Origin of the sequence: Pseudomonas sp. CIP-10, from assembly GCF_020911845.1 — a bacterium.
Taxonomy (GTDB): Bacteria; Pseudomonadota; Gammaproteobacteria; order Pseudomonadales; family Pseudomonadaceae; genus Aquipseudomonas; species Aquipseudomonas alloputida.
Genome location: NZ_CP087160.1, coordinates 4,051,654 through 4,074,415, shown reverse-complemented (window position 1 = coordinate 4,074,415; position 22,762 = coordinate 4,051,654). Strand labels below are relative to the sequence as shown.

18 protein-coding genes and 1 pseudogene are annotated in these 22,762 nt (G+C 63.1%); 11 read left to right on the top strand and 8 right to left on the bottom strand.

Annotated elements, in window-relative coordinates; genetic code table 11:
• Window positions 1-387: 387 nt before the first annotated feature.
• On the bottom strand, window positions 388-1,278 hold the full coding sequence (locus tag LMH93_RS18425; protein ID WP_019752083.1) for a LysR family transcriptional regulator: 891 nt from the start codon (window positions 1,276-1,278) through the stop codon (window positions 388-390).
• A gap of 102 nt (window positions 1,279-1,380) precedes the next feature.
• On the opposite strand from LMH93_RS18425, the gene LMH93_RS18420 reads away from it, so the two are divergent.
• The 6 genes from LMH93_RS18420 to LMH93_RS18395 all read left to right on the top strand — a co-directional run bounded on the left by LMH93_RS18420 (window position 1,381) and on the right by LMH93_RS18395 (window position 6,836).
• Window positions 1,381-2,460 (top strand): extracellular solute-binding protein, encoded by a 1,080-nt coding sequence (locus LMH93_RS18420; protein WP_230064437.1) that lies wholly within the window; start codon window positions 1,381-1,383, stop codon window positions 2,458-2,460.
• 25 nt (window positions 2,461-2,485) lie between these two features.
• Entirely contained in the window at window positions 2,486-3,451 is a 966-nt protein-coding gene (gene speB, locus LMH93_RS18415; protein WP_004576768.1) for an agmatinase, read from the top strand.
• Window positions 3,452-3,606: 155 nt separating this feature from the next.
• Window positions 3,607-3,924 carry a hypothetical protein gene (locus LMH93_RS18410; RefSeq protein WP_014861516.1) on the top strand — a complete coding sequence of 106 codons (318 nt, stop codon included), beginning with the start codon at window positions 3,607-3,609 and terminating at the stop codon, window positions 3,922-3,924.
• Between the two features lie 22 nt (window positions 3,925-3,946).
• Window positions 3,947-5,092 (top strand): PQQ-dependent sugar dehydrogenase, encoded by a 1,146-nt coding sequence (locus tag LMH93_RS18405; RefSeq protein WP_047604604.1) that lies wholly within the window; start codon window positions 3,947-3,949, stop codon window positions 5,090-5,092.
• Window positions 5,093-5,134: 42 nt separating this feature from the next.
• Window positions 5,135-6,241 carry a cell division protein ZapE gene (gene zapE / locus LMH93_RS18400; protein WP_185280154.1) on the top strand — a complete coding sequence of 369 codons (1,107 nt, stop codon included), beginning with the start codon at window positions 5,135-5,137 and terminating at the stop codon, window positions 6,239-6,241.
• Window positions 6,242-6,254: 13 nt separating this feature from the next.
• On the top strand, window positions 6,255-6,836 hold the full coding sequence (locus LMH93_RS18395) for a DinB family protein (protein ID WP_004576772.1): 582 nt from the start codon (window positions 6,255-6,257) through the stop codon (window positions 6,834-6,836).
• A 74-nt stretch (window positions 6,837-6,910) separates the two neighbouring features.
• Here LMH93_RS18395 and LMH93_RS18390 read toward each other — a convergent pair whose 3' ends face one another.
• The 5 genes and pseudogenes from LMH93_RS18390 to trhP form a co-directional block, all read right to left on the bottom strand.
• Window positions 6,911-7,909, bottom strand: coding sequence for an alpha/beta fold hydrolase (locus LMH93_RS18390; RefSeq protein WP_012053114.1), 999 nt, complete (start codon window positions 7,907-7,909; stop codon window positions 6,911-6,913).
• Between the two features lie 75 nt (window positions 7,910-7,984).
• The gene (locus LMH93_RS18385; protein ID WP_003248912.1) at window positions 7,985-8,422 is read right to left on the bottom strand and encodes a YqaA family protein; all 438 of its coding nucleotides are present in this window, start codon (window positions 8,420-8,422) and stop codon (window positions 7,985-7,987) included.
• Window positions 8,422-8,850 carry a DUF411 domain-containing protein gene (locus LMH93_RS18380; protein WP_060538870.1) on the bottom strand — a complete coding sequence of 143 codons (429 nt, stop codon included), beginning with the start codon at window positions 8,848-8,850 and terminating at the stop codon, window positions 8,422-8,424. Before LMH93_RS18380 ends, LMH93_RS18385 begins: the two co-directional genes overlap by 1 nt.
• A pseudogene (locus LMH93_RS18375) lies at window positions 8,829-9,244 on the bottom strand (copper resistance protein B). The gene LMH93_RS18380 and the pseudogene LMH93_RS18375 overlap by 22 nt, the downstream one beginning before the upstream one ends.
• 65 nt (window positions 9,245-9,309) lie before the next feature.
• The gene (gene trhP, locus LMH93_RS18370; protein ID WP_003248916.1) at window positions 9,310-10,644 is read right to left on the bottom strand and encodes a prephenate-dependent tRNA uridine(34) hydroxylase TrhP; all 1,335 of its coding nucleotides are present in this window, start codon (window positions 10,642-10,644) and stop codon (window positions 9,310-9,312) included.
• A 133-nt stretch (window positions 10,645-10,777) separates the two neighbouring features.
• On the opposite strand from trhP, the gene LMH93_RS18365 reads away from it, so the two are divergent.
• Window positions 10,778-11,842: an AI-2E family transporter gene (locus LMH93_RS18365; RefSeq protein ID WP_004576775.1), complete on the top strand. Its 1,065-nt coding sequence runs from the start codon at window positions 10,778-10,780 to the stop codon at window positions 11,840-11,842.
• Between the two features lie 379 nt (window positions 11,843-12,221).
• On the opposite strand, the gene phnX is transcribed toward LMH93_RS18365, so the two are convergent.
• Together phnX and LMH93_RS18355 are read right to left on the bottom strand one after the other, a co-directional pair.
• The gene (gene phnX / locus LMH93_RS18360; RefSeq protein ID WP_003250077.1) at window positions 12,222-13,049 is read right to left on the bottom strand and encodes a phosphonoacetaldehyde hydrolase; all 828 of its coding nucleotides are present in this window, start codon (window positions 13,047-13,049) and stop codon (window positions 12,222-12,224) included.
• A gap of 34 nt (window positions 13,050-13,083) precedes the next feature.
• A complete protein-coding gene (locus tag LMH93_RS18355; RefSeq protein WP_003250079.1) occupies window positions 13,084-14,190 on the bottom strand; it encodes a 2-aminoethylphosphonate--pyruvate transaminase in 1,107 nt (368 codons plus the stop codon).
• 112 nt (window positions 14,191-14,302) lie between these two features.
• Here LMH93_RS18355 and LMH93_RS18350 point away from each other — a divergent pair, with 112 nt between their 5' ends.
• From LMH93_RS18350 to LMH93_RS18335, 4 genes are all read left to right on the top strand, one after another.
• Window positions 14,303-15,166 carry a LysR substrate-binding domain-containing protein gene (locus LMH93_RS18350; RefSeq protein ID WP_003250081.1) on the top strand — a complete coding sequence of 288 codons (864 nt, stop codon included), beginning with the start codon at window positions 14,303-14,305 and terminating at the stop codon, window positions 15,164-15,166.
• Window positions 15,167-15,366: 200 nt separating this feature from the next.
• Window positions 15,367-16,389, top strand: coding sequence for an AraC family transcriptional regulator (locus LMH93_RS18345; protein ID WP_003250084.1), 1,023 nt, complete (start codon window positions 15,367-15,369; stop codon window positions 16,387-16,389).
• Window positions 16,390-16,534: 145 nt separating this feature from the next.
• Window positions 16,535-20,980 (top strand): NEL-type E3 ubiquitin ligase domain-containing protein, encoded by a 4,446-nt coding sequence (locus LMH93_RS18340; protein ID WP_185280155.1) that lies wholly within the window; start codon window positions 16,535-16,537, stop codon window positions 20,978-20,980.
• Window positions 20,981-21,102: 122 nt separating this feature from the next.
• Window positions 21,103-22,749, top strand: a complete 1,647-nt coding sequence (locus tag LMH93_RS18335; RefSeq protein ID WP_064614126.1) for an acyl-CoA synthetase — start codon at window positions 21,103-21,105, stop codon at window positions 22,747-22,749.
• Window positions 22,750-22,762 lie beyond the last annotated feature (13 nt).

Here is a 22,762-nt window from a genome sequence, read left to right as displayed (position 1 = left end):
ACGACGGTGCCTGTGCCCAGCCACCGATGCTTGTCCACCCTCGATCCGGCGTAGGAGCGGGTTTACCCGCGAATACGGTAGCGGCGTCAACGGTGAACGCCTGGTGGAGATTGGCCAGCAGGGCCGGCCCCTTCGCGGGTGAACCCGCTCCTACACGACGGCCTGTGCCCAGCCACCGACCTGTGTCCACCCCCGATCCGGCGTAGGAGCGGGTTTACCCGCGAATACGGTAGCGGCGGCAACGGTGAACGTCTGGTGGAGATTGGCCAGCAGGGCCGGCCCTTTCGCGGGTAAACCCGCTCCTACACGACGGTGCCTGTGCCCAGCCACCGACAGGTGTCCACCACCGATCCGGTGTAGGCGCGGGTTTACCCGCGAAGGGGCCGTTCAGGCAAACGCCGCCAGCAAATCCTGCGCAAATACATGGGCTGCCTCTCCAACCCCCTGTGCCCGGTGCCGGGCCAAGGTGAACGGCACCCCAAAATCAAGCTCAGGGTCCAGCGCCCATAACAGCCCCTCGGCCTCCCAGGCCTGTGCACAATGGCATGGCAAGTAGCCAATATGCCGCCCAGACAGAATGAACGTCAGCACGCTTTCGATCTGCTCCGCCACTGCCGTGCTGCGTCTGCTCTGGAACGGTTCGCCCCCTTTGAGAAAACGGTACGGATGGCGCACCTGGTCCATGTCCAGCAACCGCTCAAGCCCAACATCCGTCTCGCCATACAGCACATGCCCCTTGCCGCAATACAGCCGCTGGCGCTCCGCGAACAAGGGCTGGTAATCAAAGGCCGCCTGGTTGCCGGAAAAGTAGCTGATGGCATAGTCCAGTCGCTGCTCCAGCAACAGCCGTTCCAGCTCCGCCGGCGGTGCACTGACAAGCTCCAGTTGCACCGATTCTTCTCGCCTGCGAAATGCCGCAATGGCCGCCGCCAGTTTCAGGCTCACCGCCTTGTCCTGATTTTCCGCCATGCCTATGCGCACAGTTCCCAGCAGCCGCCCGGCAACGCCGTTGGCCTGCTGGCGAAACTGCTCGATGTTCAGCAGCAGCCCACGCGCCGCCTCCAATAGCAATTCACCTTTTTCCGTCAGGCGAAAACCACCCTTGCCGCGGCTGCACAGGCGGTAACCCAAGCGTGCCTCCAGTTGCGCCATGCGCTGGCTGATGGTGGGCTGGCTCAGGCCCAGCACGCCTTGAGCGGCGCTGAAGCCACCTGCCTCGACTACAGTGACGAACAGCCGCAGCAGGTGCAGGTCGGGGTCGTGCACTTGTCCGAGCATTACATTGCTCCTGATGAATGTCAGCTTTGCAAACTTGCCATTGGTGCAATGTAACCCGGCTGGCATGCTCGCGGCATCCACCCATTTACCGAGGTGTCCGCCATGCGTCGATCGTTGTGCCTTTTGTCTCTGGTTCTGGTCCTGCCGCTGCAGGCCGAAGAAAAGGTCGTCAATCTCTACAGCTGGGCCGATTACGTCGCCCCGCAAACCTTGCAGCGCTTCGAACAGGAAACGGGCTACAAGGTGCGTTACGACACCTTTGACACCCCCGAGGTGCTGGAAACCAAGCTGTTGACCGGTGGTAGCGGCTACGACGTGGTGGTGCCGTCGTCCACCGTGCTGGCCCGAGCGCTCAAGGCCAATGCCCTGCAACCGCTGAACGCTCAGGCCATGCCTGGCTATGGCAACCTCGACAAGGACCTGCTGGGCAAACTGGCCGAGGTTGACCCCGGCAACCGCCATGCTGTGCCGTACACCTGGGGCACGCTGGGCCTGGGGGTAAATGTGGAGGCAGTACGCCAGCGCCTTGGCGATGTACCGCTGGACAGCCTCGACCTGTTGTTCAAGCCCGAGTACGCCACCCGCCTGAAGGGTTGCGGCATCGCTTTGCCTGACTCGCCCCAGGAGGTGATCGGCGTAGCCCTCAATTACCTGGGCAAGGACCCTTACAGCCAGAACAAGGATGACCTGGCTGCCGCGCAGAACCTGCTCAGCCAGTTGCAGCCGTCGGTCAGCTACGTTGCCAACGGCCGGCAGATCAACGACCTGGCCAATGGCAGCGTGTGCCTGGCGCTGACCTACAACGGTGATGCCGCGATGGCCGCCGACCAGGCCCGTCGTGCAGGCAAGCCGTTCGAGGTGATCTACCGCATCCCCCGCGAAGGCACGCTGGTATGGCAGGACAATCTGGTCATCCCCAAGGACGCCCCGCACCCCGAGGCCGCACGGGCGTTCATCGCCTTCATGCTCAAGCCAGAGTCGGTGGCAGCGCTGACCAACACGCTGTTCTTCGCCAATGCCAACCAGGCTGCCACGCCGCTGGTGGACGAAGCGGTGCGCAACGACCCGGATATCTATCCGTCGGCCGAGGTGCGTCAGCGCCTGTATGCCGACCGCAGCATGGCCTTGGCCGACCTGCGCCAACGCAACCGTCTGTGGACCGCCTTCCGCAGCCGGCAGTAGCCCATGACAATCAAGGAGCCCGACCGTGGACCAAGCCGCAAGCAATGACCAGGCCATGACCCGCGATAGCCTGTATGGTACCGCCGCAGAAAGCACCTACGCCGGTGTTGTCAGTTTTTCCCGCCGCCGCTACAGCCGCGACTTGCGCGGTGTGGATGTGGTGGTCAGCGGTGTGCCGTTCGACACGGCCACCAGTAACCGCCCCGGCGCGCGCTTCGGCCCGCGGGCGATCCGTGCTGCCTCGGTCCAGCAGGCCTGGGCCCGCCACTGGCCGTGGGCGTTCGACCCGTTCGACCACCTGGCGGTCATCGACTATGGCGACTGCCCCTTCGACAGCGGCACGCCGCAGTCGGTACCGGACAGCATCGAGGCCCATGCCGAGCACATTCTGCAGGCGGGTTGCGCCATGCTGACCCTTGGTGGCGACCACTTCATCAGCTACCCGCTGCTCAAGGCTCACGCCCGCCGCCATGGCCCGCTGGCGCTGATCCATTTCGATGCGCACAGTGACACCTGGCCGGACGAGGCGGGTAAGCGCATAGACCACGGCACCATGTTCTGGCATGCCGCCCGCGAAGGCCTGGTTGACCCGGCCCACTCGGTGCAGATTGGCCTGCGCACGACCAATGACGACAGCCAGGGCTTTGCCATTCTCGACGCCAGGCAGGTGCACCGCCAGGGCACAGAGGCGGTGATTGCAGCGATTCGCCAGCGGGTGGGCGAGCGGCCGGTGTACCTGACCTTCGACATCGACTGCCTCGACCCGGCCTACGCGCCCGGTACCGGAACGCCGGTGTGTGGCGGGCTGAGCACGGTGCAGGCGCTGGAGATTCTGGGTGGGCTGCGTGGCATCAACCTGGTAGGCATGGACTTGGTGGAAGTGGCGCCAGCCTATGACCATGCCGATATCACTGCATTGGCCGGGGCAACCCTGGCCATGGAGATGCTGTGCCTGTATGCGGCGCGGCACAAGGTGGATAACGGCCAGTAGAAGGTTGCGGCCATTGGAGGGCGAAGCAGCCCTCCGCGGCCCATACTGAAACATCAGGAATCAACTCCACCCGCATTCACACTTTTGCCGCGAACCCCTCGCGCCTTAGGCTATCAAACCCACCAGGCGCGGCATTTTCGTACAGGAGGTGAAGCATGACCCCGACATTGCCCATCCTGGCCCTCAGCCTGGCGCTGTGCCTGCCCGCGCACGCAGCTGCGCAGCAGCCCGTGCAACATGCTGCCGGCAACAGCAACCCTTACAACAGCCCGATCCAGCGGGCCAACCCCAACAGTCGTCAAGGCAGCATGCCAGCTACGCCTCCGGTACGTGGCCCGTCCACCGACCCGTACCAGCGCCCACCCACCCTGGACAACCGCGGCATCGGCAATGGCGACAACCTGCGCCGTCAGCAGCAAACCCCGAACCTGGAACCCACCCGGCCACCGCGCGACAACCCTCGTGCGCCTTAAGCCCACTTGAAAGGAATCCGGCATGCTTCGAGCACCCTGGCTAGTCACCCTGACCGCCGCCGCGCTGCTGCCACTGTGGGCGCATGCGGCGGCCGAACAGCGGTTCCCCAGCGAAGAAGGCACCTTGATCGTCGACACGCTTGCCGATGGCCTGCGCAACCCCTGGGCCCTGGCCTTCCTGCCCGGTGGCAAGGACATGCTGGTGACCGAGCGCGCCGGCAACCTGCGGCTGGTCAATGCCGAAGGCAAGGTCGGCCCGCCGATCAGCGGTGTACCCAAGGTCTGGGCCGAAGGCCAGGGCGGCTTGCTGGATGTGGCACTGTCACCGGAGTTCGGCAAGGACCGCACCGTTTACCTGTCCTACGCCGAGGAGGGCAGTGACGGCAAGGCCGGTACTGCGGTCGGCCGCGGGCAGCTGTCCGAGGACCGCGCCCGGCTGGAGCATTTCACCGTGATCTTCCGCCAGCTGCCCAAGCTGTCGGTGGGTAACCACTTCGGCTCGCGGCTGGTGTTCGACCGCAATGGCTACCTGTTCATCGCCCTGGGCGAGAACAACCAACGTCCCACTGCCCAGGACCTGGATAAGTTGCAAGGCAAGGTCGTGCGTATTCTGCCGGACGGCGAAGTGCCCAAAGACAACCCCTTCGTCGGCAAGGACAACGTGCGCCCGGAGATCTGGTCGTACGGCCACCGTAATCAGCAAGGCGCCGCGCTCAACCCCTGGACCGGCCAGCTGTGGACCCACGAACACGGCCCGCGCGGAGGGGATGAAATCAACATTCCAAAGCCTGGCAAGAACTATGGTTGGCCGATTGCGACCCACGGCATCAACTACTCGCTGCTGCCCATCCCCGAGGCCAAGGGCGAGCATGTAGACGGCATGGTCGACCCGCACCATGTATGGGAAAAGTCACCGGGTATCAGCGGTATGGCGTTCTACGACAGCCCAACGTTCAAGGCCTGGGACCACAATCTGTTCATAGGGGCGCTGGCCACGCAGGAATTGATCCGCTTGCAACTGGAGGGTGACAAGGTGGTGCACGAAGAGCGGTTGCTCGGTGACCTGAAGGCACGTATCCGTGATGTGCGGATGGGGCCAGATGGTTACCTGTATGTACTGACCGATGACAAGGACGGCGCGCTACTCAAGGTCGGCCTGGCCGACTGACGCGCGCCTGCACCGAGGGTGACAGTCGGGTAGAATGCGGCCATGGCCATCGACCCCCAAACCCTCTACCAGCAAGCCCTGAGCACTCGGGGCTACGTCGCTGACCCCGCCCAGGCCCGCGTCGTCGAGGCTTTGCAAGCCTGCTTCCAGTCCCTCGAGCAGGGCCGCCCCACCCAGGGCCTCTACCTCTGGGGCCCGGTCGGGCGCGGCAAGACCTGGTTGATGGACCAGTTCCACCAGTGTCTGCGCATACCGAGCCGGCGCCAGCACTTTCATCACTTCATGGCCTGGGTGCATCAACGCCTGTTTCAGCTCAACGGCACCGCCGACCCGCTATTGGCCCTGGCGGCGGAGCTGGCGCGGCAAATCCGTGTGCTGTGCTTTGATGAACTGTTCGTCAACGACATCGGTGATGCGATCATCCTCGGCCGCCTGTTCCAGGTATTGTTCGATCAGGGCGTGGTGATTGTTGCCACTTCCAACCAGCCACCGGAGCAGCTCTACCGCGATGGTTTCAACCGCGAGCGGTTCCTGCCGGCCATCGCCGCCATTGGTCGTCACATGCAGGTCCTGCCGGTAGCGGGCGAGCAGGATCACCGCCTGCACCCCGGTGAAGCGCGGCAGCGCTATTGGGTAGCCGAGGCAGGGCAGACCAGCCCGTTGGCCGAGGTGTTTCGCCAGCTCAGCCCCGAAGACGCCGGCACGGATCAGCCCTTGATTATTGGCTCAAGGCACATTCACGTCGTGCGGCGCAGTGAGCAGGCTATCTGGTGTCGTTTCACGGATCTGTGCGATCAACCCTTGGCGGCCATGGAGTTCATGGCCTTGTGCGACCGTTTTCCCTCGATTCTGGTCTCCGGCATTCCGGCGCTGGGCGCGGAACAGCGGGCGGGGCGTATTGCCCGAGGCACCGAAGATGGCGCGGCGAGGGTCGTGGCGGGTGACCGTGAACTGCCGGCGCTGTCGCCCAAGGACGATGCGGTTCGCCGCTTCATTGCCCTGGTCGACGAATGCTATGACCGTCGGGTGGCGTTGTACCTGGAGGCACAGGTGCCGCTCGATGCCCTCTACACTCAAGGGTATCTGGCGTTCCCGTACCAGCGCACCCTCAGCCGGCTACGGGAGATGCAACTGCAACGCTTCGCCTGAAAAGGAGCCGACCATGCAGCCGCTATCGCATCATCTGCTGACCCAGGCCTATAACAATGGCTGGGCCAACCACCGCCTGTACAAGGCCTGCCTGCAACTGACCCAGGACGAGTTCGTCGCCCCGCGTTGCAGCTTCTTCCCGTCGATCAAGGCCACCCTCAACCACTTGCTGACGGTGGATTGGTTTTACCTGCATATGCTCGAGTGCGAGCAGCGCGGCGAGCAGCCCGATGCCGACGGCGAACGCTTTTTCGACCCGGAGCAGCCGTTTGCCACCTGCACCGATCTGCATGCCGAGCAGGCCCAGGCTGACCACCGTTTGATCGCCTACTGCCGGGGGCTGAGTGATGGCGACCTTGGCCGCTATGTGAGCGTCGTGCGGCCCGATCGGGTGCAGCGCGAGCAGCGGCTGCGGTTGCTGGCGCATCTGTTCGAACATCAGGTGCATCACCGTGGGCAGGTGCACGCAATGCTCAGTGATACAGCGGTCAGGCCACCACAGCTGGATGAGTTTTTCTGCGAGGAAGAGGCTGAGTTGCGGGCGGGCGACTTTGCCGAGCTGGGCTGGACGGAAGCGCAGGTCTGGAACGTGTAAAGGAACCCTGTGGCAGCAGCGGGCGTGCGCAAAATCCCAAAGCCTGCGTGCTCCCACAGGGGCCAATCATTGGCTCACTTGCCCAGCCATTCGACCAGGGTGCGATTGAACCGCACCGGTTCCTCGATTTGCGGCGCGTGCCCCATGCCTTCGAACGTGATCAGCTCACCTTTGGGTATCAGCTTGGCCACCTGCGGCCCCAGCTCTGCATAGTTGCCCAGCTTGGCCTTTACCTCCGGCGGCGCGATATCGCTGCCGATGGCCGTGGTGTCCTGGTCGCCGATCAGCAGCAGGGTCGGCATCTGCAGGTGCTTGAACTCGTGGTACACCGGTTGGGTAAAGATCATGTCGTAGATCAGTGCCGAGTTCCACGCCACCGCTTCATGCCCCGGCCCTTTGTTCAAGCCCACCAGCATCTGCACCCAGCGTTCATATTCAGGCTTCCAGCGCCCGGCGTAATAGGTTTTGCGTTCATATGCACGTACGCCTTCGGCATCCAGCTTGAGTTCGCGGGCATACCACTGGTCCACGGTGCGGTAGGGCACCCCCAGCGCTTTCCAGTCTTCCAGACCGATCGGGTTGACCATTGCCAGGCGTTCCACCTGCTGGGGGTACATCAGCGCATAGCGGGTGGCCAGCATGCCGCCGGTGGAGTGGCCGAGCACAATGGTTTGCTTCACACCCAGCTGTTCGAGCAGGGCATGGGTGTTGTCGGCCAGTTGCTGAAAGCTGTACTGGTAATGCGCCGGTTTGCTTGATGTACAGAAGCCGACCTGGTCGGGCGCGATGACCCGGTAGCCGGCCTTGCTCAAGGCGTCGATGGTGGTTTCCCAGGTGGCGGCGCAGAAGTTCTTGCCGTGCATCAGCACCACGTTGTGGCCGTTGGCCTGGCCCTGGGCGGGCACGTCCATGTAGCCCATCTGCAGGGCCTGGCCCTGGGACTTGAAGTCGAAATGCTTGAGGGGGTGCGGGTAGCTGAAGCCTTCAAGCTGGGGGCCGTAGGTAGGCGACTCGGCAGCGATGGCCGAACTGCTGGCAAGGCAGGCCAGGGCGAGGGCGGTTGCGCGCAGCATGGGGGCACTCCGTGTAGGGCCAGGTTGAATGGGGCGACTGTAACAGGCAGTGGACCACGCGAAACCTGAAAGGTGTTACCAGGCGTGAAACCAGCCCAGGGTGATCATGGCAAGCACTGCATAGCGGCCAGCCTTGGCCAGGGTCACCAGCAACAGGAAGCGCCAGAACGGCTCACGCATGATCCCGGCGATCAGCGTAAGCGGGTCACCGATCACCGGCATCCAGCTGAGCAGCAGCGACCATTGCCCCCAGCGTTGGTAGCGCTGCTGCGCACGCGCCAGCTGGGCAGCGCTGAAAGGGAACCAGCGTTTGTCGCGCAGGTGCTCGATGGCCCGGCCCAGCAGCCAGTTGACCACCGAGCCGAGCACGTTGCCCAGGGTGGCTACCAGCAGCAGGATCGCCCATGCCTCGGGCTGGCGCAGCAACAGACCGACCAGCACGGCCTCCGATTGCAGCGGCAGCAGGGTGGCGGCACCAAAGGCGCTGAGAAACAGCGCCCCCAGGCTGAGCATCAGTAGTTGGCGACCACGGTGTCCTGGCCATCCTGGGTCACCCCGATGACCTGGTAGGCATCCTTGTGGTCACCCATCTCCATGCCGGGCGAGCCCATGGGCATGCCCGGCACCGCCAGGCCCTTGAGGTCGTTGCGCTTGGCCAGCAGGCGCACCTGCTCGGCCGGCACGTGGCCTTCGACGAACTTGCCGTCGATCACCCCGGTATGGCACGACGCAAGGCGTGGCGCCACGCCGAGGCGTTGCTTGACGGCGCTCATGTTTGGCTCGACGTGGTCGTTGACGTTAAAACCGTTGTCACGCAGGTGGCTGATCCAGGCCTTGCAGCAGCCGCAGTTGGGGTCGCGGTAGACGTCGATGGTCTCGGCGGCCTGGGCCAGGCCAGTGACGGCCAGCAGGCTCAGGGTCAGCAGGTGTTTGCGCAGCATGGTGAAGCACTCCTTAAAAAACGCAGGCGGATACCGGCGACAAGGCGGGTCTGGCCCAGCTCTTCGCCGTCTTCCAGGGCCTGGTTGGCACGTGAGCCGCGCAGGCGGTTGAAACTGAGCCCGACGTAGGGGGCGAAGCCGTGCGTGATCTCGTCGCGCAGGCCCAGGCCCACCTCGCTGTCGGCCAACCCGCGCCTTGCTCGCGCCCGGCGTCGTTGCGCCCGTACAGGTTGGCCTCCAGGGTCGGCTCCAGTATCCAGCGGTTGGTCAGCAGCATAGCGTAAGCGGCTTCCAGGCGCAGCGCGGTTTGTTGCCGCCCGCCTGCGTGCTGGCGGCGCACAGGCCTTTGACAAACGTACGGCGCGAGGGGTTGCGCAACATGGCGTGGCCTCATGCAGAAGCGCCACGATGTTCGCTGCCGCCAGCTGTCAGGTAGCTGATGTGCACATTACAGTGTTGTCAGCTTGCTGCTTCGTCGATGCGGAGGTCGCGCATCAGCAGGCCGTAGTCGAGGGCAACCTGTTCCGGGATCGGCAGATACACCACGTGGCCATCGCCCGGTGCTACCTCGATGGCGTGCTGCTGGCGGTTGCACAGGCGGTGCAGGTCGAAGTGGTAGTTACCGCGCGGGGTCATCAGCTCCAGATGGTCGCCCACGGCGAAGCGGTTCTTCACCTTGACCTCGGCCAGGCCGTCGACGCGCACGCCGGTCAGCTCGCCAACGAATTGCTGGCGCTCGGACATCGAGTTGCCGCGCTGGTAGTTCTGGTACTCGTCGTGCACGTGGCGGCGCAGGAAACCTTCGGTGTAACCGCGTTGCGCCAGGGATTCGAGGTTGCCCATCAGGGCGCGGTCGAATGGTCGCCCGGCCACCGCGTCGTCGATCGCCTGGCGATACGACTGTACCGCGCGGGCACAGTAGAAGTGCGATTTGGTACGGCCTTCGATCTTCAGCGAATGCACGCCCATCAAGGCCAGGCGCTCGACGTGCTGAATGGCGCGCAGGTCCTTGGCGTTCATGATGTAGGTGCCGTGCTCATCCTCGAACGCCGGCATTTCAGTGCCGGGGCGGTTGCTTTCCTGCAGCAGGAACACTTGGTCGGTGGGCGCACCCAGGCCCAGGGTGGGCTGCACTTGGCGCACGATGTCACCGGTGGCGTTCTCGGTGGCCGGCGTGGCGTCGTACTTCCAGCGGCAGGCATTGGTGCAGCTACCCTGGTTGGCGTCACGCTTGTTGAGGTAGCCCGACAGCAGGCAACGGCCGGAATAGGCCATGCACAGGGCGCCGTGCACGAACACTTCCAGTTCCATGCCCGGCACCTGCTGGCGGATTTCCTCGATTTCGTCCAGCGACAGCTCCCGCGACAGGATCACCCGGCTCAGGCCAAGTTGCTGCCAGAACTGCACGCTGGCCCAGTTGACGGTGTTGGCCTGCACCGACAGGTGCACCGGCATCTGTGGGAAGTGCTGGCGCACCAGCATGATCAGCCCGGGGTCGGACATGATCAGCGCGTCCGGCGCCATCTCGATCACGGGTGCCAGGTCCTTGAGGAAGGTTTTGAGCTTGGCATTGTGCGGGGCGATGTTGACCACCACGTAGAAGCGCTTGCCCAAGGCGTGCGCCTCCTCGATCCCCAGCGCCAGGTTGGCGTGATCGAACGCGTTGTTGCGCACCCGCAAGCTGTAACGCGGCTGGCCGGCGTAGACCGCATCGGCGCCGTAGGCAAACGCGTAGCGCATGGTCTTGAGGGTGCCGGCGGGGGCCAGCAGTTCGGGCTTGGCAGTAGGGTTCATGTGCGCACCGGGGCAAAAAGGCCGGGATGCTAGGGGCGATGGACAAGGCGCGTATTGATTTGCGTCAAGTGAGCACGGCACTTTTGTCCAGGTGCGGTGCACTAATCACTCATAAGCCATTTGAGGAACTGCGATGAACGAAACCGCGCTACAGAACAAAGCCCTGGCAGTACTCTTGGCGTTGGTGACCATTGCCTTCTTCTGGATTCTTCTGCCGTATTACGGCGCAATCTTCTGGGCGGTGATTCTCGGCATCCTGTTCGCCCCGCTGCAGCGTCACTTGCTGATCCGCTGCGGTCGGCGGCGTAACCTTGCCGCGGCCACGTCCACGCTGGTGTGCCTGCTTGTGGCGATCCTGCCGGTGATCATCACCAGCGCCCTGCTGGTTCAAGAGGGCGCCACGCTGTACCAGCGCATCGAAAGCGGGCAACTGGACATCGCCGGTTACGTCGAGCGCGGCAAGGACATGCTCCCGGCATTCGCCCAGCGTGGCCTGGACAATATGGGCATGGGTAACCTCGACGGGCTGCGTGACAAGATCGCCAAGTGGGCAACCCAGGGTAGCCAGGTATTGGCCAGCCAGGCGTTCAGCTTTGGGCAGGGCACATTCGAGTTCCTGATCAGTTTTGGCATCATGATGTACTTGCTGTTCTTTTTCCTGCGTGATGGTCCGGAAGTCGCGCGCCGGGTGCGGATGGCCGTCCCGCTGCCCGAGCACCAGAAGCGTCGTTTGCAGTTGAAGTTCAATCGTGTGGTGAGGGCGACGGTGAAGGGCAACGTGCTGGTGGCCATTACCCAAGGTGCGTTGGGAGGCTTTATTTTCTGGGTGCTGGATATCCCGAGTGCGTTGGTGTGGGCGGTGCTGATGGCGTTTCTGTCGCTGCTGCCGGCGGTGGGCGCGGGCATTATCTGGGCGCCGGTGGCGGCGTATTTCCTGCTGACCGGGGCGATACTGCCAGGGGTGGTGCTTACCGCGTTCGGGGTGCTGGTGATCGGCCTGGTGGATAATGTGTTGCGGCCAATCCTGGTGGGCAAGGATACGCGCATGCCGGACTACCTGATCCTGGTGTCGACCCTTGGCGGGCTGGCGGTGTTCGGCCTAAACGGCTTCGTGATCGGTCCGTTGATCGCGGCGCTGTTCGTCTCCAGCTGGGCGATCTTTGCCGCGACCAAACCGCGGGTGCAATTGCCACAATAACGTTCTAGCTCAGGTTTGTCGGCCGTAGGAGCGGGTTTACCCGCGAAGAGGCCGGCCCTGCTGGCCAATTACCACCCGCCGTTCACCGTTGCCGCCGCTACCGTATTCGCGGGTAAACCCGCTCCTACGCCGGATCGGGGGTGGACACAGGTCGGTGGTTGGGCACAGGCCGCGTGTAGGAGCGGGTTCACCCACGAAAGGGCCGGGCCTGCTGGCCAATTTCCACCAGGCGTTCACCGTTGTTGCCGCCACCGTATTCGCGGGTAAACCCGCTCCTACACCTGATCGAGGGTGGACACAGGTCGGTGATTGGGCGCAGGCCGCCGTAGGCGCGGCCTTGTGTCGCGCAAGGGCCGCTACCACTGCGAAACCGCAAGGGTCAGAAGGCTTGCGGCATCTCGCCCTTGGCCAGGCGCCGGTTGATGTCGGCAATCACTTCGGGCAGGTCGTTGATGGTGTCGATCAGGTAGTGCGGGCGGGAGCCGGCAAACAGTGCGTGGATGCGCTGGCGCTCGCTTTCCAGTTTCTCGGCACTCAACGCCCGGAAGCCTTCCCAGGTCAGGCCCAAGGCATTGCCCGAGCAGACCAGCGCCACGGTCCACATGCCGGCACGGCGGCCTTCAAGAATGCCTGGCACGGTGTCGTCCACCTTGACGCAGGCCGCTACATCGTCAATCCCCAGCGCAATCACGTTGGCCAAGGCCTGGGCCGGCCATGGTCGGCCGTTCGGGGTTTCGTCGGTGGCCACGACATGGTCGGCTACGTAGCCGTTCTGCGCCGCCAGTTCCACCACCTTGTCCATCACCACTTTCGGGTAACCCGAGCACGAGCCGATCTTCAGGCCGTCCTGGCGTAGACCGGTGAGGGTGTCCAGCGCACCGGGGATCAGTGCCGAGTGCACGGCAATCTTCTCGATCTGCAGCGGCATGAAGCGGTTGTAGATGGCGGTGACGTCATCATCGGTCGGGGTACGGCCGAACACCTTGCGGTAGCGCTCGGCAATTTCCGGTACGTCGCACAGGGTGCGGATATGGTCCCATTTGCCCATGCCCATCGGGCCTCGGGCTTCTTCGATGGACACCTGCACGTCGAACTCGGCAAAGGCCTCGACAAAGATCTGGGTGGGGGCGAATGAGCCGAAATCGACCACGGTGCCAGCCCAGTCGAGGATGGCGGCTTGCAGTTGGGTGGGGTTGTTGTAGTTCATGTGCGCTAACTCCTGAATTCGGGTGGGCAAAGCGTCAGATGTCCAGCACTTCCATTTCCCGCAGCACCTCGGCCACGGCATTCACGGCGGCCTGCATGCCGTCCGCCCCGACCACGCCGATGCAGCCGACGCGGAAGGTTTCGACCTGGGTCAACTTGCCCGGGTAGAGAATGAAACCCTTGGCCTTGACCCGCTCGTAGAAGTCCTTGAACTGGTAGCGGGCATCGGTGGGGGCGTGGAAGGTGACGATGATTGGCGCCTGGATTTCGGCGGGCAGGAAACTGCGCAGGCCGATGGCTGCCATGCCGTCGAGCAGCGTCTTGCAGTTGTCTGCGTAGCGCTGGTGGCGGGCCGGAAGGCCACCTTCCTCGTTGTATTGCTGCAGTGCTTCGTGCAGGGCCGCGACCACGTGGGTAGGCGGGGTGAAGCGCCATTGCCCGGTCTTGGCCATGTAGGCGTGCTGGTCGTGCAGGTCCATGGCCAGCGAGTGGGCATTGCCTTCGGCGGCCACCAGGGCGTTTTTTTCGGCGAAGACGAAGCCCATGCCGGGTACGCCTTCCAGGCACTTGCCGGAGGCTGCGATCAGCGCTTCGAAGGGGATTTCGCGGGCATCGATCGGCAGCGCACCGAACGAGCTCATGGCATCGATGATCAGGCGCTTGCCATGGTGTTTGATCACCTGGGCGATTTCGGGCAGCGGGTTCAGGATGCCGGTGCTGGTTTCACAGTGGATCAGCGCCACATGGGTGATGGCCGAGTCTTCGGCCAGCAGCCGGTCGACGTCGGCGGCTGTGGTCGGCTGGTCTTCGGCCGTTTCGAAGGTGCTGTAGGTGCGGCCCAGCACTTTGCAGATCTTTGCCAGGCGCTGGCCGTACGCGCCGTTGATCAGTACCAGAACCTTGCCATCGCGTGGCACCAAGGTGCCGATGGCCGCTTCCACGGCGAAGGTGCCGCTGCCTTGCAGGGGCACGCAGTGGTGGCTGCTGGCGCCGTCGATGATGGCCAGCAGTTGTTCGCAGACGCTGGCAGTCAGTTGGTTGAAGTCACGGTCCCAGGAGCCCCAGTCCACCAGCATGGCTTGGCGGGTGCGGATTGATGTGGTCAGGGGACCTGGGGTCAGCAGAATCGGGGCGTTGCTCATTCCGTTATTCCTCACAAGCGGTGGGCTGAAACTACGAGGCCTAGGTTGCAATTCGCGCTGTCATCAATCAAATTGTTTGTTGTTATCTCAGCTATAAGTCAGGCCGATAAATATGAACCTGTTCCAGCTGCGCGCCTTCGACGCCGTGGCCCGTGAGGGCAGCTTTACCCGTGCTGCCGAGCGCCTCTTCATCAGCCAGCCGGCGGTGACCGGGCACGTCAAGGCTCTGGAGGAGCACTACCAGATCACCTTGCTGCGGCGTACTGCACGGCGCGTGGAACTGACCGAAGAGGGCACGCGCCTGGCGGCCATCACGCGCGCCATGTTCGGCCTGGCTGAAGAAGCGCAGGCCATGCTCGAGGCCAACCGCCAGTTGCTGACCGGGCGCCTGGAGGTAGCCGCCGACGGTCCGCACCGGGTCATGCCGATGCTGGCGCTGCTGCGTGAGCGGTACCCTGGCGTCACCGTCAACTTGCGTCTGGGCAATGCACAGGAGACGTTGGCTGCGCTGCTCGGCGAGCATGCCGACGTGGCAGTGCTGACCGAAATCGAGCCGCGCAAAGGGCTGCACCTGCAAAATCTCTGTGAGTCGCGCCTGTGTGCGTTGTTACCCGTGGGGCACGCCTGGGCCAGCGAGCGGGAGGACTTGCCGTTGGCCGAGCTGCACCAGCAGATCATGGTGCTGCGCGAACCCAGCTCCACCACCCGGCGCACCTTCGACAAGGCCTGCATCAAGGCGGGCGTGCAACCGCGTGTATTGCTGGAGCTGGACAGCCGGGAGGCGGTAACCGAGGCAGTGGCCTCGCAGCTGGGTATTGGCGTTGTTTCTTCCACTGAAGTGGCCAATGATCCCCGTGTGGTGGCACGACCCTTGGCCGGCGAGGGCCTTGTCAACCAACACGTGATCGGCTGCCTGGAGCGCCGTCGCGAACTGCGCCTGATTCAGGCATTCCTGAGCCTGGCAGCGGGGCTATGATGGCTGTTTGCTGCGGGGCACCCTAGGCTCTGTATGAAAAGCCTTGATACTCGGTGATGCTGCGTTGAAAACAGCCTCGGAATGCTCATTTACAACCCGTAAACTCCGCTTCCTCGGCTGTTTTCGCCTTGCCTGACCTTCGTCTCAAGGCTTTTCATACAGACCCTAATATGGCCGGCAATCAGCCGACAGGACCGTCGATGAGCGACAAAGACACCATTTCCATGCAGCTGGTGCGCGAAGCGCTGTTGCAGACCTGCCCTGCCGGTGAGCCTGACAGCGGCTTGCTGGCCAGGGCGGGCATCGCCGTTGAACAATTGCACCTGCCAGAGGCAAGGGTCAGTGCCGAGTCCTATGCCCGCCTGTGGCGCTTGCTGGCCCGGCGCTGCAACGACGAATTTTTCGCGATGGACCCGCGCGGTCTGCGCAGTGGCAGCCTGGCATTCATGTGCCGTGCCAGCATGGGCCAACCAACCCTGGGTGCAGGCCTGGACACCTCGCTGGCATTTCTGTCGCTGATGCTTCAAGACATGCAGCCCAGCCTGGTGCGCCAGCAAGGCCTGGCCGAAATTGTCATCAATGAGCCGCGTGACGAACCGCGCCGCGCGTTCACCTATTTCACGTTCTGGATGATCGTGCATGGCGTGACCTGCTGGCTGGCCGGGCGGCGTATCCCGATTCTGAGCATTGATCTGCGTTGTACCGAACCACCCTTTTGCGACGACTACCGGGTCATGTTTTCGGAAAACCTGCATTTTGAGCGTCCACGCACACGCATGATCATCGCTTCGCAATGCCTCGACTTGCCCCTGCGGCGCAGTGAAGAGGAACTGCAGCGTTTTCTGGCCGAAGCGCCGGGCAATATCCTGGTCAAATACCGTGACCCGGCCAGCCTCGGGCGGCGTATCCGCACCGACCTGCTGCGCCTTGCCCCTGCGCAATGGCCCGATGCTGACCGCCTGGCCCGGCAGCTGTGCCTGTCGCCATCGACCCTGCGGCGGCGCCTGGCAGAAGAGGGGCAGAACTACCAGGGCTTGAAGGACAGCGTACGACGGGAGCTGGCGATCGCCTGGCTCAGCCAGGAAGACGTGGCCATGGGCGAGCTTGCCGAGCGTTTGGGGTTCGCCGACAGCAGCTCGTTCTATAAGGCATTTCGCAAGTGGTTCGGCTGCAACCCAGGGCATTATCGGGCATTGATCCAGGCGCGAGGGGCAGGGCACTGAAGGGCGAACGCTTCCTGCCGTAGTGCATTACCGCGCGGGCCCAGAAGGCTTACCGAGCAGGCGCCGATCGAACCCGTTCCCTCTGCATCCTGGTCCGGCATTTGAACAACATGGTTGGCTTCGTCAAATAGCTGTGGAACCCACCATGATTATCAATGCGACTGACCATGACCCATTCATCGGTGCCCGATTACCTGAGTGGCTCAAACGCGCGTCACGGGGCCAGATCAACACCCTGCGCACCAGCCTGAACGCGCACCACGCCAGCCAGGCACGCTTGAGTGGCCTGACGCTTGAGTTACTGTCGCTCCAGCAGTTTGCCGAGAAGCACCTGGCGGCTTTGCTGGATGCACCGTTGCCGGACGGGCAGGTATTTGCCCAGCTCGAATGGCTGCGGGTAGCGCCGCGCTTCGGCACACTGCCAGGTACCTTGCAACAGACATACGGGTACAGCCAGGCGCGTGAAAACGGGTTACTGCGGCTGATGCGCAACTTTGCTGCGAATACCCGCTACTACGAGGGCACGGGGCTGGTTTTGCCAGGCAGCGATAAACCATTGAATGCATCGCTGGAAGCATTGATTACGGCCTGTCGCAATCTGGACGTTGGTCAGTGCTATCAGGACGCGTTGCAAAGGATCTTCCAGCCAGCTACCCAGGCGGTGCTGGCTGAAGACAAACGTTCGGGGCTGAAGCTGGCGACCGAGCTTGCGGCTTTGCAGGGAAACATAAGCGTCGATGTGCAGCTTGCACTGCGCGAGCTGGTGGACCACGGTCAGGAGCAGCGACAACAAGGGCTTGAAGGCAAACCCATGCTGCTGAGGGCACTAGGGAAACCTGTGGTCGATGGCTTGCTGATCCACCTGCAAGACAAGACGGGAAATGAACGGGGCATCGTACTTTACCTGCCTGGTGATCCCCGGCAGGCATTGCGGTTCTTCGATAATGCCGCCTCCATGAACAGTACCGTGGCGATGTTGTTGCCAGATCCCGGTTACTGGCAGTACTTCACACAGCTCATCAGCCTTGAGCACCGTGCAGGTTTTGTCAGTACCCTCGGCAAGCGCTTGAAAGACAAGCTGCCGGACCTGGAGCTTGAGGGTGAAACTCCTGAAGGAGGGATCTTCACGCAACTGGCGACTCGGCAAGTGCAACGGGCCAAGGAAGATGCCCGGTTGCTGCTGGTACCGACTGCCGACGCTGATAGCCTGGCGGTAAGCGCCAGACACGCTGAGTGGAAAGCGGCAGGTCTGGACCTGGTAAACCTCGCCGGCTTGTTCATCCCGGCTGTGGGCGGCGTGCTGCTGGGTCAGGTGGTTGCCCAGACGTGCGCTGAAGTGTTCGAAGGGACACGGGATTGGTCGAGAGGGCACCAACACGAAGCGCTGCAGCATCTGCTGGGGGTTGCCGAAACCTTGGCGGCTACCGCTGCGACGGTGGCGGGTGTCAGTTTTGTGCGCAGTGCGTTTGTCGCGGGCCTGGAGCCGGTAAGCCTTGGGAATGGGCGCGGTCGCCTGTGGCAGTTCAACGCCAGGAATTATCGATCACTGCCGGGCGCTATCGACCTGTTTGAAGAGGGACGCTATGGCGAGGTGGGCCGCCGCTGGGTCCGTATCGATGGGCGCAACTTCGAAGTGCATCAGCCTATCGCCGATGGCCCCTATCGCCTGCGCCATGTAGCGAGTGAGGGCGGCTACGGGCCGGTCGTGTTGCACAATGGTGAGCGTGGCTGGCAGCTGATGCGTGAGCAACCACTCAGCTGGCGGGCGCCTGCTCGCATGCTGGATGCATTATGGCCACAGCATTCCCCTGTCGACGCACATCAGGCCGAGCAGATCATGCGGGTGGCAGGTATCGATGCAGATTTGTTGCGCGGCGTTCTCGTGGAGAATCGCCCGGCGCCGGTGAGTCTTGGCCAAACCTTGCGCGCCTTCCAGGCGCATGCACGCATTCAAACGTTTTTCGAGCGTGTTCGACTGAAGGCGTTGGTGCCATCGGACAGTGAACTGCTGGCCTGGTGTGAAGCAAGGCCAGACGTGGGCGCCGGACTGGAACAGATCCGGGTGCATGAGGCCGGGTTGCGGCCGCAATTGTTTGCCCACCTGACAGAGCAGTCACTTGCAGCAGACCCGCTGAGCATGTTGGTAAAGCGGGACTTTCCGGGTTTGCCTTCGGCCTACATAAATGAAGTAACCGGCCAAGCGCATGAGCTTGAGCACCAAATGGCGCGGGTCGAGCGGCGGCTGCCATTGCCGTGCGCGAAGAACGCCCGTTCGCTCTTGCGTCTGGCTCGCCTGAGCCGGGGGCTGGCGGGATTGTATCTGAGCACAGCGTACAGTGATGTCACCGGCGAGTTGGCCCTTGCGTTGCTGGATAGCTTCGAACTCGAGCAACTTGACCTCGACTTGCGTGACAGCGGGCTGGATGGTCGGTCTATCAGGCGCCTCGGTAGCGGCGGGCGAACCGAGGCAAGAAGAATAGTGGTCCGGCATGAAGGCAGGTTTCTGATCTACAACGGGTCAGGTGTGCCACACGTGCTTATCGCTGACGAGCCTGGATGTATCTTCGAGGCGCTTTTTGCCGCACTGACATCAGAGCAGCGCGCAGCGATGCAACTGGTGGGCAGTGCTGCGGCGAGCCAATTGCGTGAGAAACTTCTGGCGCGGTTACCCGCTTCCCATTGGGATATCGCGCGCATGCTCGGCTGGCCAGAGGAGCAGGCCAGGCTCAATCCAGGGCGTCGCATGGACGATGGGCGCGTGGGATACCCGCTCAGTGGCCGCCCTGGCGCTGCACCCAGAGATGAGCGGGCGATCATTCGTGACCAGCTACGGTCGCTTTATCCTGGCCTGGACGAGGCCGCGCTCGATGTGGAGCTGGCGCGTGTGCAACAAGGCCCGCAGCCAGTCTTCGAGCGCCTGGTAGAACTGCAGGAAGCCCATGACCAACTGGTGCTGTACCTGAATCGCTGGGTCGGTGCCGAGTTGCAGGAGGGTCGACGCGCCGCCCGCAGGTTGACGGCCGATAGCATCCTGCGAGTCTGGCGACTGCAGGGCGAGCCTGTTTCGGCCGGCGAGGGGCAAACACAAGGGCAGCGCTTGTCGATGAGCGGTTTGAGTTTGCGCACACTGCCGGCACTGCCGCCGAACATCGATTTCCATCGCATTACCCTGCTGAGCGTGAACGACACCCGGATTACTGACATACCGGTCGACTTCCTTCGCCCCTTCACTGCCCTGACGCACCTGAACCTCAACAACAACGCGTTGATGCGTCTACCAACAGGCATTGCCCATTTACCGAATCTTCAATCGCTTCGGTTGGCGCATAACGAGATACGCCTCGATGCCCAGGCGATCGGCGTTTTGCATGGTTTGTCCAACCTTGCGCATCTTGATCTCAGCCATAACCGGCTGGAAGCGCTGGACATGAGCTTTCATCAACTTTCTCGGCTGACTAGCCTGAACCTGCGTCATTGTCGCCTGGGCAGTTGGCCGCGTCGCCTGGAGCTCTGTGGTCTACTCGAGTGTGCTGACCTGCGCAACAATCAACTCCGCGAAGTGCCCACCGAGATCCAGCTGATGCCTTATGCATTTCGACGCGCCATTCTGATAGAAAACAACCCCTTGTCGGTCATGCAGCAAAGAGGGTTGTATGCACTCGATGTGATCGAAGAGCACCGGCACTCCCCTGAGCAGTTGGGTTCAGTTGACCTGGTCAGGGCCCGTACGCGTTGGGTAGGCCATACGGATGCGACGGTTCAGGCCGAGCGGGAGGGCGTGTGGCTGCGGTTGCTGGAGCAAGCGGGTAGCAGCGGGTTGTTCAGGTTGTTGGCTCGCCTGGAGATGACAGCGGACTACAGCGAAGCGGGTGAAGGGCGTGATGCGCTGGTTGACGGCGTATGGACACTGCTGGCTACGCTGGACGGCGACCCGGTGCTGTGCCGGCGGATCTTCGAGCAGGCCGGCCTGCCACTGTCATGTTCGGACGCCGTTGCCAGTCACTTCAGTGCACTGCAAGTATCGGTGAGGCAGGCGCAGGCAGAAGCCGCCGCAGCCAACCCTGAAAGCAGGGGAGAGCTGCTCGAACTGGGTAGGCAACTGTTCCGGCTGGATCAACTGGAAGGGATTGCCTACCAGGATGGCCGGCAGCGTCTGGCTGCCAGTGAACATATTGACCAGTTGGCATTGGGGCTGGCTTACAGGGTGCAACTTCGTAGCCGGTTGCAGCTGCCCAACCAGCCATATGCCATGCGCTATCCCGAAGCTGTCGCGCTGACACAGGCCCAGATAGAGGATGCGTTCCTGCGGGTTACGCGCGCGCAGACCATCGAGGGCCTGACCGATAGCCTGAGCCAGCGCGCGTTCTGGCGACGTTACCTGCGCCAGCAACATGACCAAATGTTCGATGCCCTCAGTGCGGACTACACGCGGCGCACGCTTGAGCTGCAGGCTCAACGTCCTGTCTTGGCGCCGGCGGCCTTCGAGCAGCAACTACACCGGCTGCAGGCACAGCAGGATCTCGACATCGAGCGCCTGGTCGCAGGGCTCACCCAGTCCTACCTGCGTGCAGCCGAGCGCGCAGAGGGGTGATGGGCGGCGGCCAAACCAGTCATCCAGATTGACAGCTTTGGCCATTGCCGCCGCGCATGAGCGGCGCGAACATCGTCGGACCGATGCTTCAACTCCAAAAACAAGAAACCAGGAGTCCGATGATGCGCGATTACGCCGAGGCCGCTCGCACGTTTGACCATGACCAGGCCGTTGTGGCGGCATTGCACGGCAACCTTGAAGCCCTTAATGCCTGTGTCGAATGCTGTGACCGCCATGCCGGTGACGGCAAGCTGGCACTGATTCATGAAGACCGCGATGGTAACAGCGCGCGCTATAGCTTCGATCAGCTTCAGGTGCAGGCTGCCCGGTTCGCCAATGTGCTAAAGGCGCAGGGGGTAGGCGCAGGCGACCGGGTTGCCGGCTTGATGCCGCGCACCCCCGAACTGTTGGTGACCATCCTCGCTACCTGGCGCCTCGGGGCGGTTTACCAGCCCTTGTTCACCGCGTTCGGCCCCAAGGCCATCGAGCACCGGCTTGAGCAATCCCATGCCCGAGTGATAGTCACCGATAGCCACAACCGCGCCAAGCTGGACGAAGTGCACGTCTGCCCGACCATCATCACTGTCAAGGCCCGCAGTGGTGAGCTGGACTTCCAGCAATGCCTGGAGCGCGCAGCGGACGTATGTGAGCCGGTGATGCGCTCAGGCAACGATCCATTCCTGCTGATGTTCACTTCTGGAACCACTGGCCCGGCAAAACCCCTGGAAGTGCCACTGCGTGCGATCGTCGCGTTTCAGGGCTACATGCGTGATGCCATCGAGCTGCTGCCCGAGGACAACTTCTGGAACCTAGCCGACCCGGGTTGGGCGTACGGCTTGTATTACGCCGTTACCGGCCCATTGTCGCTGGGGCATGCCACCACGTTCTACGATGGCCCGTTCAGTGTCGAGAGCTGCGCCCGGGTGATCGACAAGCTGGGCATCACCAACCTGGCCGGCTCGCCCACCGCGTATCGCTTGCTGATCGCGGCGGGCAAAGATTTCTCGGCACCGATCAAGGGTCGTCTGCGGGTGGTCAGCAGTGCCGGCGAACCGCTTAACCCCGAGGTGATCCGCTGGTTCGCCGACGAGCTGGGCGTGACCATTCACGATCACTACGGGCAGACCGAACTGGGCATGGTGCTGTGCAATCACCATGGTCTGCAGCACCCGGTGCACCTGGGCTCTGCCGGCTATGCCATCCCCGGTCACCGCATCGTGGTGCTGGACGAGCAGGGCAACGAGCGGCCAGCCGGCCAGCCAGGCATCCTCGCCGTTGACCGCGAGCAGTCGCCGCTGTGCTGGTTCGGCGGTTACCACGGCCTGCCGACCAAAGCCTTCGTCGGCAAGTACTACCTCAGCGGCGACACTGTCGAGCTGAACCCGGATGGCAGCATCAGCTTCGTTGGCCGTAGCGACGACGTGATCACCACCTCCGGTTACCGGGTGGGGCCGTTCGATGTGGAAAGCGCGTTGATCGAGCACCCGGCGGTGATCGAGGCCGCGGTGATCGGCAAGCCCGACCCGGAGCGCACCGAGCTGATCAAGGCGTTCGTGGTATTGGCCAGCGGCTACGCCGGCAGCGTCGAGCTGGAAGAAACCTTGCGCCAGCACGTGCGCCAGCGCCTCTACGCGCATGCCTACCCCAGGGAAATCGAATTCGTCAGCGAGCTGCCCAAGACCCCGAGCGGCAAGCTGCAACGCTTCATCCTGCGCAACCAGGAAGTCGCCAAACAACAAGCGCAACAGGCCACCCCTGTCAGCGTCTGAAAGGAAAGTACTC